The sequence below is a fragment of the Pedobacter planticolens genome (genome assembly GCF_014172375.1).
Taxonomy (GTDB): domain Bacteria; phylum Bacteroidota; class Bacteroidia; order Sphingobacteriales; family Sphingobacteriaceae; genus Pedobacter; species Pedobacter planticolens.
In genome coordinates this window covers 857,506-872,712 of record NZ_WNXD01000001.1, presented here as the reverse complement: position 1 = coordinate 872,712, position 15,207 = coordinate 857,506, and the positions used below count along the sequence as shown (strand labels likewise).

The following is a 15,207-nucleotide window of genomic DNA, read 5'->3' as shown; positions in this document are numbered from 1 at the left end:
AATAAATATAAATTTTAAATTAAAAAATATATGGGGGGCAAAAGTTTTGATTTAAATGATGATCTAAATATTTTAAGTATAAAATCTCCAAAAAGATTTGTGGGTGGACCATACACCGTCGTTTATAAACATATAGTTGAAAGATGGGCAATAGTAGCGTTAGATTGGGATTCAAAACCTAGACTTGGGATTAGATGGTTTTGGGACAATAGTGGTAATCCTTTTTCAAGACAACCAACTTGGCTTGTTATTCCACCAACCTTAAGTAATTCTACATTAAATGGATTACCATTAGATTATACATTTAGAGATAAATTAGATCAATATCTTGCTGGAAAAATAAGTGGCAATGAACTATAAAAACAATCAATATGAACAACTTCAACATAATAAGAGATAACATTTCTGAAAGAGCATTTCTTAGGTTTCCCATGTTAGATAGATTAGATATAAGAAGATAGAATAATGCATAATGATATAGTAAATATTTTACCAGAAGTAATGCCAACTCATCAATATACCTTGAATAAGTATGACGAGCTTACTAAATATAAAGTGTTAGATGGTTTTTTAAATCATAACTTAAGCCATAGAAGATTACAAAGAGAGATATTAAATCTACCTGCGCCTCCAAGAGGCGGAGGCTTCGAGGCAATGGCAATCCTACATCATTATGGCTTAAAAGGCGATTTCAAAGGGAAAGGTTTCGATGTATTAACTCTACCAACTTTTGCAGAGGCAAAAAACTTAGTTGATAATGTAGAAAACGTAAAAAAAGAGGCAGAGAACTTCTATATTCTTAAACAGTATATAAACCCTAATAATAATCCTACCGAAACAGCATCAATAACAAAGAGAAGAATTTATCAAGAAAAACTTCGTGAAATTGTTCTAGACAATTATAACAACCAATGTGCTTTATGTGATATCGACAAACAAGACCTGTTGATATGCAGCCACATTATTCCATGGGGTGCAGATGAGAGAGCTAGGCTAGATCCCACTAATGCAATTTGTTTTTGCGTATTACATGACCGACTTTTTGACAAAGGATATTTTTCATTAGATAACAGGCTTAATATTAAATATACAAAAAAAGCCGACTTGAAAATAAAATCGATTTTAGCTGAGCTGACTTTTGCTAAGCCTAAAATAAACTCACCCAATTTCAATTATTTAAAATATCATTTTGAACAATTCCTATAGTAAATAAATATGGCAATTAGCGCAAACTCAATTATACATTACACCGGAAAACTAGAATACTTATTAGGAATAATAAGAAGTACTGGGCTTAGATATTCTTACTGTCTGGAGAAATTAAAAACAAGGGGAAGCCAAAATTACTCTGCAGCTATTGCAATGGTCTCTTTTTGCGACATCCCACTTTCTGACTATAAAAAGCATTTTTATAATAAAAAAAACAACAATGATTTGGGTTATTATGGTGATTATGGCATTGGATTGTCAAAAAAATGGGCGTCAAGTAAAGGTTTAAACCCAGTATTATATATTGATCATAATTCATTCGTTAGCCATTCATTACGCAAAACTTATGAAAGCTTAATCGGAAATTCTGATCAAATTACTGATTTGGAAGACAATACTTCCATTTTATATACTAAAAACCATGAAGGCGAATTAGAAAGGGGTGAAAAAATTGTAAATAAAAAATATCGTTTTTATGATGAGAGAGAATGGAGACTGGTACCTAAATCTTTAGATATTGGTGGTAAGCCCCCAGTATTAAACGAAAAAAAGTATAGAAGTTCTACAGCTTTTTATAACCGAACTATTGAAAAGCATTTATTAAAATTCAAATTACAGGATATATCTTATATAATTGTGAAAGAGCCTTCAGAAATTCCTTTAGTTTACGAAGCTCTATCTGCTGTTTTTGAAATCGACATAATAAATTTATATTCAATAACTGTTTTAACGTCTGAACAGATTGTAGGTGATTTCTGATAAACTTCGAGATAGAATACCATTTTAATACATATTTTCACAAATAGATTTTAATATTTACTTTGAAAACAAACAAACAACATACATTAGTTGATTTTTTTTGTGGCGCTGGTGGCTTCACGGAGGGTTTTAGACAGATGGGATTTGAAACCGTATATGGTTACGATCATTGGCGCCCAGCAGTTGACACCTACAATCAAAATTATGATTTAGAGTGTGCCCCTTATGATATTTCTAAGTTTTTTGACTCGATCGAAGAAATAAATAATATCCCTAATACACGAATAGTATTAGGAAGTCCGCCATGCGTTAGCTTTTCCAATTCAAATAAATCTGGGAAAGGCGAAAAAGGTTTGGGAATGAAACTTATCAAATCATTTTTAAGAATAATAGCCGTTAAAAAGCACCAACCCAACTCTGTATTACAAGCTTGGTTTATGGAAAATGTGGCTAATTCTAAGAAATACTTACAAATATACTATACTTTTGAAGACTTAAATCTCAGCGAATGGGCAATAAGTATAGGCAAAGAACCTCAAGATAAAGCATTGGTTGTTAGTCCTAATACTACCATAATAAACTCAGCAGATTATGGCTCACATCAATCTAGAAAACGCTCTATTTCTGGGGAAATTATTTCTGTTGGGAAATTCGTAACTCCTGAGCCAACACATGATGAAAAGAATGAGGAGCTTATAGCATGGAAAACGCTTGGTCAGCTGATGGCTAAGCTTCCTTCTCCTTCTGATAATGAAACGAATGGTAATTTAATAGATCCCGTATACCCAAGTTTAATTATACAAAAAAATCAATTAACGGATCACTTTTACGATAGCGGATTATACGAATCAGAATGGAGACAATCAAGAGAATTAAAAACAAACCATTATTGCATGGGAAAGATGTCTTTTCCAGAAAATATAGATAAACCCAGCAGAACTGTAACAGCAACAAAAAGTGGAACTTCTAGAGAAGGCTTAACATATAAATCTGAGCGAAATCGCCAAGGCAATGGAGAATATAGGTCACCAACTATTCGGGAAATTGCCTCACTTATGGGGTTTCCCATTACATATCAATTTACTGGTAACTTATATGCTAAATGGAGACAAGTTGGAAATGCAGTTTGCCCTTCTGTAAGTAGAGCTTTAGCCAAAGAGGTACTTATTCAAAATGGTTATACATTGCCACAAGAATTAAATTTGCAACACGAAGTTAATCTAAATAAAATAATTAATCTCAACACATTTAGTGAGGCAGAATTTAATAATCCACCTAAAAGAGTTAAAGGATCTAAATATAGGCGTCATCCAATTAAAGATGGAAACTTAACAGTTACTCTTTCAAATTTTGATATTAAATCAAAAGAAGCGCCTAATGGTAAATGGAAAACCTCTATTCAATATGGAACTGGAATTGGCTTCAAACATCAAATAATTGAAGATGGTTTCTATCTAGAACTGGAGCAAATTATAAAAACCAGCGTTCAAGAAGGTGAGAAATTTATAAAAATTATTAATAACGGTTTTTCCGAGCAAATAGCCACCTCAGCTTTGCTCCAAAAAATGTATGAAGAGCAAAAATCTGAAGGAAATAAAAGAGAGCCTACTTACCTAATGGATGATTTAAAGAAAATTATCAATGATACATCTTTAGATAGAGAAATATTAGTTCAAGAATTAGACAATACAATTTTCCTTTATAAAGAAAAGATACCAATGAGACAGTTATTAGCACTCTACGGCGTAAACAAGATAGCTTCGATTGCTAATGACTCATCTTCTAAAGATATTTAATAATATAAATAACGCTCACTATGAACAAAGACCAGAGGATAATTGAATTAGATAAAATTAAAAGCTCGAAGCAACCCTACAAATATGATGATATTATCTATAGGGGAGAAAAAAAGCTCATGCCTGTTTACGAGATAAACCTTGATTACCTTGTTTACAACAAATACAATGGTCGGATTTTGAGCATGGTAAAGTCTTTTGAACGACAGTTCAGAAATTTAAATCCTGAAATCTTAACAGATAAAAAAGTGATTGAGGATTTCTTATGGGATTCTAAACCAGATCGCAATAGGACGACAATGACGGACTTACGTGACTACGGCCAAAAGAGAGTTGGAATTGTTACTAGAGATGGAATTATAATCGATGGAAATAGGAGATCTAGTCTAATAAACAGAATTGCTAATGAAGACAACAGATATCCAGCATATTTTAAGGCAATAATATTAGATGACACTTTGGATGACAGTCCTCAAGAAATTATGCGTTTGGAGACTAGTTACCAAATGGGCGAGGATGAAAAGCTTGACTATAATCCAATAGAAAAGTATTTGAAATGTAAGGATTTAATTGAAGTTGGCTTTTCTCCAGGTAATATAGCTGAAATGATGGGGGAAAAAGAACCTAGAGTCAATGAATGGTTAAGTATTATGAAACTTATGGATAATTATTTAAATGACCTAGGTTACGAAGGAATTTACACACGTTTGGATAAAAGAGAAGGTCAGTTCGTTGATTTGGATAAATATTTAAAAAAGTATGACTCGGGAACAGCAATGGTCGATTGGGCTTATGCAAAGTCTGATATATCTGACCTAAAAGCTATATGTTTTGATTATATACGTGCACAATATGAAGGCAAAGAATTTAGAGCAATAGCAACACCAAGTAAAAAAGAGAGTTTTTTTTGTAAGGAGAAAGTATGGAACAAATTTAAAGAAGAACACTTCAAGAATATCGACCCAATTAATGAAAAAGAATTTACCGTTGACGAGTTAAGAGAGAAAGAGCCAGAAGGTGATTTATCAGAAATTCTTAAAGTTAGAGATGCGGACTGGACAAATGCTACTCGAGGTCTTTTGAAAGGGAATTTAAATAAATCACAGCGATTACTTGATGATGTGAATGAAGAAAATTCTCCAATGGTACTTTTGAGACGGGCAAAAGACACTTTATCCTCAGTTAACACTGAACTAGAGGCTTTCTATAGGGACGAAAACGTATTGACAATAATTAAAGAGATAAATAAAATCTCATGGGACTTTCAACAGGTAATTAAAAAGAAAAATAAATAATGGCATCTGTTGAGATACATATCGATGTAAATAAATGTCAATTTGAATTGACAGGTGATGCTAAAGATTTATGGCTGAATCGTAGAGCGAGATTTTTTCTAAAGGATTATTTAAATGCGCAACTATCGCAAGATGATAAAGTATTAATCCCGTACATAAAAGAAAGCATCGACGACAAGGAAAAGGTACTGACAGAAATACAAGATCTATTAGTCAAGTTTAGTTATGCTGAAAATTTAACTGATGACTCAAAAAGCATCCTATCTGACTATCTTGAAGAAAAAGGAAAATTTGAAGAATTTAGTGATAAGGCTAGGAGGATATGGAATAATGATTTAGATATTGAAGATTTTACAAAATTCACTGAGGTTCTTAAAAAAGAAGTACCAAATCGAACACTATATGATCTACAGTTGCTTTCCTCTTACCATCTAGCATTTTCACAAAATGCATGCAATTTTTCTGTTCCAGGTGCTGGGAAAACAAGCATAGTATACGGTGCTTATGCTTATCTCAGGAGCCTTCCCAAGGACAACATTAAGTATGTCAATAAACTTTTAATCATTGGTCCTCTAAGCTCATTTGGGCCTTGGGAAGATGAATACTATGAATGTTTTGCTGAAAACCCAGATGTTCAACGTTTATCTGGAGGAGTTTCTAAAGACGACAAAATTAGACATTTTTTATCCCCCCATTCTGCCGAAATTACACTAATATCCTATCAGGGCGTAGTTTCAAGTCTTAATGATATCATATCTTATTTAAGGCGTCATGAAAATAAAGTAATGGTCGTGCTAGATGAAGCACACAAAATAAAAAATACGGAAGGGGGAATTTGGGCTCAATCGATTTTAAGCATAGCAAAATATTGTAAAAGCAGGGTTGTATTAACAGGAACACCAGCTCCAAATGGCTATGAAGATATTTATAATTTATATAATTTTATATGGCCAGATAAGAATATAATTAGCTATCATCTCTACCAATTAAAAGAAATGACAGGCAATCCATTTGACGTACGCATCCCTTCCCTAGTTGATATGTTGTCACCTTTCTTTATACGAATTACAAAAGGTGATCTAAAAAAATACATGGGTTTACCCGAACCAGTTGAAAATACACCATATTATGTAGATATGGGCGCAGTGCAACGGGAAATCTATGATTTTATAGAAAAAAATTATTTGGATTATTTTCAAAATCTTTCAGATGGAAAGGATATAACAAATACGTTAGTTAAAGCTAGAATGATTCGGCTCATGCAGGCAGGAACTAACCCCGCTCTATTGCAAAAGCCAATTGAAGAATATTATCGCGAACAGGGCATGTCTAATGAATTATTCATTGACGATTCTGACCTTATTGATAAGATAATTGAATATCGACAATACGAAACACCTGCTAAATTTTTTAAGGTGGCAGAACTTGTACAAGATATTATTCAACGAGGTGAAAAAGTAGTTATCTGGGGTATTTTTATTCAAACGATAAAAGATTTACAGCAATTTCTTAAATCATTAGATATTGATTGTCGATTATTAATTGGAGAAACTCCAATAGAATTTGAAGGAATATCAAATGGAATAGATACTAGAGAGAGCATTGTAAGAGACTTTAATTCAAAAGATTCGTCATTTCAAGTGATAATTGCTAATCCATTCGCGGTCGCAGAATCAATCTCTTTACATAAGTCATGTCATAACGCGATATATGTTGAGAGGAATTTTAATGCTTCTAATTTTCTACAATCTAAGGATAGGATACATCGCGTTGGGTTAAAACCAACTGACAAAATAAATTATTACTATGTTCTTGCTAGAAACTCAATCGATGAAACGATTAATGAAAGACTCATAGAAAAAGAAAAGAATATGCTAAGAATCATTGAAAGTAAATCAATCCCATTTATTAATATGAATATGGACTACGAATCAGATCTTAATGATGATATCAAGCATTTAATTTATGACTATGTCAAAAGAGTTACTAAAGATAGATAGATTACCAACATTAAGTGAATTCCGATTCATTTTATTTGAAGTACTCGAACAGGGTAATTCTATATCTGTCTTTGATATGTCGATAATTTGTAAAGGGAAATCATTAAACCTAGCTTTATCATTTGAGCATACTATTACATTTTTACAAGCTTTATCTTTAATCAAATTAGAAAATAATTTCATTAGACGGACCCTGTCTAATGTTGAAGAATTCAAATCAGATTATTATTTATGCACCTATATATCAACAAGCCTAATCAGTTTAATTGATTCCTCAGGGGAACTAGAAAAGGTATTCAATTCCAGAGTAATAAAATTTGATTATACTAAGGATTCATTTTCTTTAAATGTAAACTCCATTCCCATTAGTTCCCCTTTGATAAAGATATTCCTGCTTAATATGGAAATAGCTTATCCTGACAAAAATACGAATAGCAAAATTTTAGTTTATAATATTTACAAACCTTTTTTCGTAGATAAGATTTTACCAAAAGTTCTAACTAGCGGTTTAACATTAGATGTTGATCTTTCTCTTAATATTATAGAAAAAAAGGCATTAGCATTAAAATCAACAACTATGGCAGGCGTTAATGTATTTATATCATACTCCCATCAGGATGAGCTCATAAAGCAGGAACTAGAAAATCATTTTAGTGGTTTAAGAAGAAATGGCTCAATTAACGATTGGAATGACAGGATGATTCAGGCTGGAGATATATGGGATTCTAAAATTAAAGAGAAACTTATGCAGGCTGAGATAGTTATATTTCTCATAAGTTCTGATTTTATGGCTTCAAATTATATCAATAATGTCGAAATTAAAAATGCAGTAGAACGCCATCACAATTCTCAAATAAAAATCATCCCAATCATCGCACGTCCATGTGACTTTACGAGTCTACCAATAAGTAATTTACAAGCTCTTCCTAAAAATGCAAAGCCAATAACTTCTTGGGAAAATAGAGATGAAGCTTATTTAGATGTTGTCAATCAATTTAAAAAACTTCTATTAACTTAGGATGCTAGGCAAATTATAACAAAATTGAAAAATCATAGGCAATATGACAAAATGCTTTGAAAGATTAACAAGTAAGTTATTCTGAAATCCTTTGACGTAATCAATTTCTTATTGCATAATTGACTATATGTCTGCCAAGCTTTTCTAGATCTTGATCGATCCATGTTCTCTGTCCAGAATTGTAAAGTTTAAATTATTTACTCCTCTAATAATGTATGTTATCATTATACCTTTCGCCCCAACTATTGATTAATTGATCGAGATCACGCTTATTGTCTAGAATATGGTGATTAAAGTAGCTGGCTTTTTCTGAATGTTCAGTCTTTTTACTTTTTTAGGTATTGTAACTTATTGTTGCTAAGTTAGTTGAATGACAAGCAACCTACTCTACTTTCCTTACATTAATTTACCTCAAACAGAATGGACATTTCGTACATTGTTATACTATGATTCTATTAGTTCGATAGTTCCTGACGATTATTTTCATAATCCTGAAAATAAGTTTGACAAGTTTACACTTGAGCTTTTAAGAGAAGACCTTGTTATTATGGTAAATCCTTTACAAGCTTTAGAACGGCCGTTTGAATTAACTCAGCCTTTTATGGATTTTATAACATCGCCCTATTTTAAGATAGATGTTCGTATCAGTAGATTTAAAGGGGGCTTTTATGAGCGAATAAATAACACAAAGCTATCGCCAACACTTGTTAGCAGTCTAAAATTCAATTATGAAATCATGTATCAACTACAAGAGCTGGGCTTAGCAAAACACGCATATGATAATTTTTATCATGTTGAAAAAAGTACAGCTACGTACTTGATGTCATATCTAGCAAATATCTTAGCCATAAAACTTGAGTTAATGCCTATTACCAATTTGGCTATGAATAAATGGCATATGAGATATAATAATAGGATTCTAGATCCAGATATAGCACACAGACGAAATAGAGTTTTAGAAAATGTAATACCTATGCCTTCAGACATTAATCTAAGTAAATTATTAGATTTTAAAGAGAAACATCATAAATCACTTGGTTTATTCAAAGCCGTTGTAGAACAAATTGCATTAGATCCAAGGTATAATGACGATCTTCTATTAGATCAAAAAATAGAAGAGTTAAATTACCATAAGAATGAAATCACAGCAAGTATGAATAGTAGTAGATTCGGAAAGATAGTTTTTGGTACTTTAAGTGGGTTAGTTGGCACAGGAATAGCGATGAGTACTACTGATAATAGTTTATCAGCAATGGTTCTATCCTCTTTTGGATTTGCGAATGCTATTCACTCGGCATTAAGTATAGAAAGCCCGAATGACATTAAGGATACAACAGGTATGAAATATCTATCATTAGTTGATAAGTACCTTAGGTAACTTCAAAACCGTTCATTGCCTATCGGCTGTTGACTAACCAGTGGAATACACTCAAAAGGTATCGAAGTTAAAACCTTTAGTTGTTCCGCTCTTTGCCGCGGGAGGCATCAAAATTCCCCTTGATGGGAATTATGAAAAGTTCATTCAGGAACGATGCTTCCACGCTCTAGGCTAACACGGGCCCGCCGTTCCTGTCTACCCTAGGCTCTTTGACCTGTGCAAGTGCAATTTTATCGTGCTGAGAATTAATATAGTAACAACCCTTCTTATTACCTATTGCTGAAGTCACTCCTGTAGAAATACACTCAAAACGTTTCATTCGGCGAGACACCAACCGATAAGATTAATTGCTTATGTGCTAACTTAAAAAGGATATACAATGCATTGTTGGTAATACATTTTACATTTCATTGTAAAGTTTGATCTTTTCATTGGTATATCGGGAAAAGTCGATATACATTTGCAGTATGGATCAAGTAGAAATATTTAAAGCCTTATCTAACAAAACACGATTACAGATTTTGAGTTGGCTTAAAGCGCCTGCCGAGAATTTTCCAGATCATACACCAGTTGATTTTGAAAATATTGGGGTTTGTGTTGGTCAAATCCAACTAAAAGCGGGCTTATCTCAAAGTACCATTTCCGAATACCTTTCTATTTTACAACGAGCAGATTTGGTTTGCGCTACCCGAGTTGGACAATGGACATACTACAAACGCAATAAAGAAGGGTTAGAAAATTTAAGTAAAATCATCAATACAGAATTATAAAATTAGAAACATATGAATACAAATAGTTTATTTAAGCCATTTAGCTTAAAAACATTAAACACAAAAAATAGAATCGTAATGGCCCCAATGACGAGGTCTTTTTCTCCAGGTGGTGTGCCTACAGATGATGTGGCTGCATATTACGCAAAAAGAGCTGCTGGCGAGGTAGGTTTAATCTTATCTGAAGGAACAGTTATTGATCGCCCGTCTTCATCTGCAGATCCGAACATCCCACATTTTTATGGCAATGAGGCATTGGCTGGTTGGCAAAAAGTAATCAACGATGTTCATACAGCGGGAGGGCAAATGGGTCCCCAAATATGGCATCAGGGCATTCACGCAAATCATGCTTCTGGTTGGTTACCAAGTGCTCCATTTGAAGGCCCATCATCTTTTAATAGTCCAGGATTCGAAAACGGTGTAGCCATGACAGATTCGGCAATTGCTGATACTATTGCAGCTTTCGGTAAGGCAGCTGCCGATGCAAAAGCTTTAGGTTTCGATACGGTAGAGATACATGGTGCGCACCAATATTTAATCGATCAGTTTTTTTGGGATGCTACTAATACACGTACTGATATTTATGGTGGTAAAACCTTGGCCGAGCGTACACGTTTTGGTGTGGAGGTAATTAAAGAAGTACGTAAACGTGTTGGTGAAGATTTTGCCTTAATTATTCGTTTATCGCAGTTTAAACCTTCTGCATATGATTTTAAGTTGGCTAAAAATGAAAATGAAATGGAGCAATGGTTAACGCCTTTGGCAGATGCTGGAATTGATATTTTCCATTGTTCGCAACGCCGTTTCTGGGAGCCAGAATTTGAAGGTTCTGATTTAAATTTTGCAGGCTGGGCTAAGAAAATAACAGGCAAAGCCACTATTTCTGTTGGCTCTGTTGGTTTAGATGGCGACTTTTTTGGTGCTTTTGCTGGTCAAAGTTCTCAGCCTAGTCCCTTAGATGAACTGGTTCGCAGAATGGATCGCGGTGATTTTGATTTAGTTGCCGTTGGTCGCCCATTGTTAGCAGACGCAGACTGGGTAGAAAAAATTAAAAATAATCGTGCAGAAGAATTGAGAGGTTTCAGTAAAGAAGCGTTAATGGAATTGGTATAATTTTTCTTAAAACGAATAAAAGCCCCTCTTTACGAAAGTAGAAAGGGGCTTTTATCGTTCAATAGCAATACTTTCAACATTGCCTATCGGCTGGTATCTCACCTGCCGAAATACAAAAGATCTTCACTTCGGCCATGCTGAGCATTTCGTCATCCTCAACTTGATTCGATAACTATCGGATGGGAATCCTAATGTACTAGGAGGCTTTTTCACCGCATTACGATTCCCGTTTTCACGGGAATGACGAGATGCCCCTAGCCCGTTCGTCATGCTGAGCGAGCTTGCACTGAGCGTAGTCGAAGTGAAGCATATTTAAAGGTTTCTCGGCTGCGCTCGAAATGACGAGGAGGTTTGGTAAGAGGTTATTGAAGGAAGCTTTTTTATGCATTACGATTCCCTCTCGAGCTATCGGGATTCACGGGAACGAACAAGGTGGAATGTTAGATGACGTATGCTAAAAAGCAATTGCAGAAGCTCATTTGGTTAGCGTCTTTTATGGATTGAGCTATTTATTTTTTTGCCACAACTTTTATATCGAATTCAATGGAGTCCGATATAGTTTGATCAGCTAAATTTTCCAAGAACTTCTTTGATTTATAACGGATACCCCAATCAGTACGATCAATGATTAGCTTGCTATTTATGTTAACATCTCCATCCTTAAATGTTATTTTGGCTGGAAAAGTAACTGGGCGTGTGATGCCTTTAATGGTGAGGTTCCCTGTGATTTTTATATTTTCACCATTCACTATTGCAACCTTGGTAAGTTCGATTGTAGCGGTAGGGAAATTTTTAACATCAAAAAAATCAGGTGATTTTAAGTGTTTAATCAATCCATTATTCCTTCCATACTTTTCATCTTCTAGTGTATTCATATCGATTTCAGCTGTACCGCTCACCAATTGATTGTTCTCTAGCTTCAATTCTCCTTTTGATATATAGACGTAGCCTGTATGAGAACCAAATGAGTTAGCACCTTTCCATGTCGCCACACTTTGCTTTGTATCGATCGTTACATATTTTTCATCTCCAACATGTAAGGTTATGGGGTTTGCTGATGCGTTATTCTTTTCCTCTTTTACGGGGCCATGGCAAGAGAAGAATAAAGAAGTACTAAGTAGTAAGAATGAGATGAGTAGTTTGTTGTTCATAATTTTAAAGTATAAGGGTTAATATTAATTGATTACATAATAATTAGGTTTTGCCTATCGGCTGGTGTCTCACCAGCCGAAATACACTCAAAGGGTTTCTAAGTTAAAACCCTTAGTTTTATCCGCTCTTTGCCGCGGTAGGCATCAAAATTCCCCTTGATGGGAATTATGAAAAAGTTCATTCAGGAACGATGCTTCCACGCTCTAGGCTAACGCATGGCCCGCCGTTCCTGTCTGCCTCACGCTCTTTGGCTTGTGCGAGATCAATTTGCCTATCGGCTGGTGCCTCACACGGCATCTAGATATACATATTTCATAATTTATAGTTATATTGGTAATTAGTATAGGTTCTAGGGATGATCAACCACAGCTTCAGCGAAATTACTTTGATAGCACTCGACGCAGAGAATTTGGATTGTAAATAAAAATGTAAACTTTGTAAATAAAAACTTGACAAATGTTTGATAGCCGAAATCTTCTATCCGGAAAAGGAAAATACCTGCTAGGGTCAATATTAATCCTGTTTACCTCTGTCATCTGTGTAGCATTCCGTATGCAGGATAGAGACGATTTTGATAGCTCGAGAAGAGAAGTTTTACTCCGAAAGATTGGAGATGAACTCCTTTTACAGTCTGGCGACAGTACATCAAGGGTGCTGCCAGTAAAAAAGATTGCCGAAAATGAATATCAAATCAGGTTTGAGAACGAGCTTACTTTTCTACCAGACTCTTTGGTGAATACTACTCAGCGCTTGTTGGCTAAAGACCCGTTTGCAAGTGATTATGTGGTTAACGTTGTAACCTGTGGCACCGACAGTATAGCCTATGGATACGCTATATCCAAAAATAAAAAAGATGATATTGTAGCCTGTATAGGAAGAAAGCAACCCAGCGCATGTTATACGATCAACATTAAATTTAAATCGACAGGTATAAATATAGCGAAGAATGGATATCTTCTGGGTAGCCTGCCATTTTTAGCATTTGTTGGTTTTCTTTTTTTTAGATCTAAGCCACGAAGAGTTTTACCTGAGGGTAATCAACATACGGACACGATTACATTAGGCTCAGTTTTGTTTGATGTGAAGGATCGTAAGCTCATTATCAATGGAAATACAATAGACTTAACCAGAACTGAGACTCGTGTGCTGCTCATTTTTGCCTTATCTCCTAACGAAACCATAGAGCGAAACCGGCTACAGAAAGAGATATGGGAAGATGCAGGTGTTATTGTAGGGCGCAGTCTGGATATGTTCATCTCAAAATTGAGAAAAAAATTGGAAGTTGATTCGAACATTAAAATTGTTGTGATACGTGGTAAAGGGTATAAGCTTGAAATTAACGCTTAAGAAGAATTTCCTCGCCCAAACACTTATCTTTTAGAGTCAATTTGCCTATCGGCTGGTGTCTCACCAGTCGAAATACACTCATAACACTAAAGGGTTAAAATCCTAGGTCGTGTCCGCTCTTTGCCGCGGGTGCATCATAATCTCCCTTGATGGGAATTATGAAAAAGTTCATTCAGGAACGAAGATTCCATTATTTATAGAAATTATATTTATCCGCTCTTTGCCGCGGTGGGCATCAAACTTTTCCCTTGATGGAAAAGTATGCAAAAGATCAAGTCAGGAACGATGCTTCCACGCTCTAGGCCAACACGGGCCCGCCGTTCCTGTCTGCCCTGCGCTCCTTTGGACTGTGCAAGATTAATTTGATAGTGCGAGGAAAAAGATAGTAGCAGCCCTTCTTATGTACTATTTGCCTATCGGCTGGTGTCTCACCAGCCGAAATACACTCATAACACTAAAGGGTTAAAATCCTTGGTCGTGTCCGCTCTTTACCGCTGGGCATTATAATTCCCCTTGATGGGAATTATGCAAAAGATCATTCAGGAACGAAGATTCCATTATTTATAGAAATTGTATTTATCCGCTCTTTGCCGCGGTGGGCATCAAACTTTTCCCTTGATGGGAATTATGCAAAAGATCATTCAGGAACGATGCTTCCACGCTCTAGGCCAACACGGGCCCGCCATTCCTGTCTGCCCTGCGCTCCTTTGGACTGTGCAAGAGCAATTTGATCGTGCGATAAAGAGAGTTAGTATTCCAAAGTTAAAATCATTAGTTGCTTATCTTTTGAGATACTATTTGCCGAGGGGCATCAACCGCCGTCCCTGTCTTCCATGCGCTCCTTTGGACTGTGCAAGATTAATTTGATAATGCGAGGAAAAAGTAGTGGATTACTCCAATTTACACACTAAACGCCTTCGACTTCTCAGTGTCTTAAAAACAAAAAACCCTTCCGATTATATCGGAAGGGTTTTTGTGTGTCGGGATGGCAGGATTCGAACCTACGACCTCCTGCTCCCAAAGCAGGCGCGATACCGGGCTACGCTACATCCCGAACTTGGTATCACCATTTTTGACCCTTTTGCGAAAGTGGAATCATACTTTTTGTCGGGATGGCAGGATTCGAACCTACGACCTCCTGCTCCCAAAGCAGGCGCGATACCGGGCTACGCTACATCCCGAACTTGGTATCATCTTTTAGACCCTTTTGCGAAGGGATTGCAAAGAAACGATTTTAAATTAAGAAAAACCATTAATTTGCTGTTTTAATTTGTGCGGAGGAAGAGGGATTCGAACCCTCGGTACCGTTGCCAGTACGACAGTTTAGCAAACTGTTCCTTTCGGCCACTCAGGCATCCCTCCGATTATCA

At 35.4% G+C, this 15,207-nt stretch carries 12 protein-coding genes and 3 tRNA genes; 11 read left to right on the top strand and 4 right to left on the bottom strand.

The window, feature by feature from the left end:
• The first annotated feature begins 30 nt into the window (after positions 1-30).
• From GM921_RS03750 to GM921_RS03705, 10 genes are all read left to right on the top strand, one after another.
• A complete protein-coding gene (locus tag GM921_RS03750) occupies positions 31-360 on the top strand; it encodes a hypothetical protein (RefSeq protein ID WP_182921271.1) in 330 nt (109 codons plus the stop codon).
• 105 nt (positions 361-465) lie between these two features.
• A complete protein-coding gene (locus GM921_RS03745; protein WP_182921270.1) occupies positions 466-1,206 on the top strand; it encodes an HNH endonuclease in 741 nt (246 codons plus the stop codon).
• A 9-nt stretch (positions 1,207-1,215) separates the two neighbouring features.
• A complete protein-coding gene (locus GM921_RS03740) occupies positions 1,216-1,968 on the top strand; it encodes an abortive infection system antitoxin AbiGi family protein (RefSeq protein ID WP_182921269.1) in 753 nt (250 codons plus the stop codon).
• A 62-nt stretch (positions 1,969-2,030) separates the two neighbouring features.
• Complete coding sequence (locus GM921_RS03735; RefSeq protein ID WP_182921268.1) at positions 2,031-3,764, top strand: DNA cytosine methyltransferase; 1,734 nt, start codon at positions 2,031-2,033, stop codon at positions 3,762-3,764.
• A gap of 20 nt (positions 3,765-3,784) precedes the next feature.
• Positions 3,785-5,059: a hypothetical protein gene (locus tag GM921_RS03730; protein WP_182921267.1), complete on the top strand. Its 1,275-nt coding sequence runs from the start codon at positions 3,785-3,787 to the stop codon at positions 5,057-5,059.
• The gene (locus GM921_RS03725) at positions 5,059-7,059 is read left to right on the top strand and encodes a DEAD/DEAH box helicase (protein ID WP_182921266.1); all 2,001 of its coding nucleotides are present in this window, start codon (positions 5,059-5,061) and stop codon (positions 7,057-7,059) included. Before GM921_RS03730 ends, GM921_RS03725 begins: the two co-directional genes overlap by 1 nt.
• Positions 7,031-8,077, top strand: coding sequence for a toll/interleukin-1 receptor domain-containing protein (locus GM921_RS03720; RefSeq protein WP_182921265.1), 1,047 nt, complete (start codon positions 7,031-7,033; stop codon positions 8,075-8,077). Before GM921_RS03725 ends, GM921_RS03720 begins: the two co-directional genes overlap by 29 nt.
• A 370-nt stretch (positions 8,078-8,447) precedes the next feature.
• Complete coding sequence (locus GM921_RS03715) at positions 8,448-9,455, top strand: kinase (protein ID WP_182921264.1); 1,008 nt, start codon at positions 8,448-8,450, stop codon at positions 9,453-9,455.
• 467 nt (positions 9,456-9,922) lie between these two features.
• Positions 9,923-10,225, top strand: coding sequence for an ArsR/SmtB family transcription factor (locus GM921_RS03710; protein WP_182921263.1), 303 nt, complete (start codon positions 9,923-9,925; stop codon positions 10,223-10,225).
• 12 nt (positions 10,226-10,237) lie between these two features.
• Positions 10,238-11,338: an NADH:flavin oxidoreductase gene (locus GM921_RS03705; RefSeq protein ID WP_182921262.1), complete on the top strand. Its 1,101-nt coding sequence runs from the start codon at positions 10,238-10,240 to the stop codon at positions 11,336-11,338.
• 509 nt (positions 11,339-11,847) lie between these two features.
• Here the strand turns inward: GM921_RS03705 and GM921_RS03700 are convergent.
• Positions 11,848-12,489 carry a YceI family protein gene (locus tag GM921_RS03700; protein ID WP_182921261.1) on the bottom strand — a complete coding sequence of 214 codons (642 nt, stop codon included), beginning with the start codon at positions 12,487-12,489 and terminating at the stop codon, positions 11,848-11,850.
• A 457-nt stretch (positions 12,490-12,946) separates the two neighbouring features.
• Here GM921_RS03700 and GM921_RS03695 point away from each other — a divergent pair, with 457 nt between their 5' ends.
• Entirely contained in the window at positions 12,947-13,837 is an 891-nt protein-coding gene (locus GM921_RS03695) for a winged helix-turn-helix domain-containing protein (protein ID WP_182921260.1), read from the top strand.
• Positions 13,838-14,817: 980 nt separating this feature from the next.
• Here GM921_RS03695 and GM921_RS03690 read toward each other — a convergent pair.
• From GM921_RS03690 to GM921_RS03680, 3 genes are all read right to left on the bottom strand, one after another.
• Positions 14,818-14,891: transfer RNA gene (locus tag GM921_RS03690), tRNA-Pro, on the bottom strand.
• A 53-nt stretch (positions 14,892-14,944) separates the two neighbouring features.
• Positions 14,945-15,018, bottom strand: a tRNA-Pro gene (locus tag GM921_RS03685).
• 94 nt (positions 15,019-15,112) lie between these two features.
• Positions 15,113-15,199 (bottom strand) — tRNA-Ser (locus GM921_RS03680).
• Positions 15,200-15,207: the final 8 nt, after the last annotated feature.

Bases quoted from the DNA above. Each gene is read 5' to 3' on its own strand.
- GM921_RS03750 (WP_182921271.1), top strand. From the start codon at position 31: ATGGGGGGCAAAAGTTTTGATTTAAATGATGATCTAAATATTTTAAGT.
- GM921_RS03745 (WP_182921270.1), top strand. From the start codon at position 466: ATGCATAATGATATAGTAAATATTTTACCAGAAGTAATGCCAACTCAT.
- GM921_RS03740 (WP_182921269.1), top strand. From the start codon at position 1,216: ATGGCAATTAGCGCAAACTCAATTATACATTACACCGGAAAACTAGAA.
- GM921_RS03730 (WP_182921267.1), top strand. From the start codon at position 3,785: ATGAACAAAGACCAGAGGATAATTGAATTAGATAAAATTAAAAGCTCG.
- GM921_RS03725 (WP_182921266.1), top strand. From the start codon at position 5,059: ATGGCATCTGTTGAGATACATATCGATGTAAATAAATGTCAATTTGAA.
- GM921_RS03720 (WP_182921265.1), top strand. From the start codon at position 7,031: ATGTCAAAAGAGTTACTAAAGATAGATAGATTACCAACATTAAGTGAA.
- GM921_RS03715 (WP_182921264.1), top strand. From the start codon at position 8,448: ATGACAAGCAACCTACTCTACTTTCCTTACATTAATTTACCTCAAACA.
- GM921_RS03710 (WP_182921263.1), top strand. From the start codon at position 9,923: ATGGATCAAGTAGAAATATTTAAAGCCTTATCTAACAAAACACGATTA.
- GM921_RS03705 (WP_182921262.1), top strand. From the start codon at position 10,238: ATGAATACAAATAGTTTATTTAAGCCATTTAGCTTAAAAACATTAAAC.
- GM921_RS03700 (WP_182921261.1), bottom strand. From the start codon at position 12,489: ATGAACAACAAACTACTCATCTCATTCTTACTACTTAGTACTTCTTTA.
- GM921_RS03695 (WP_182921260.1), top strand. From the start codon at position 12,947: ATGTTTGATAGCCGAAATCTTCTATCCGGAAAAGGAAAATACCTGCTA.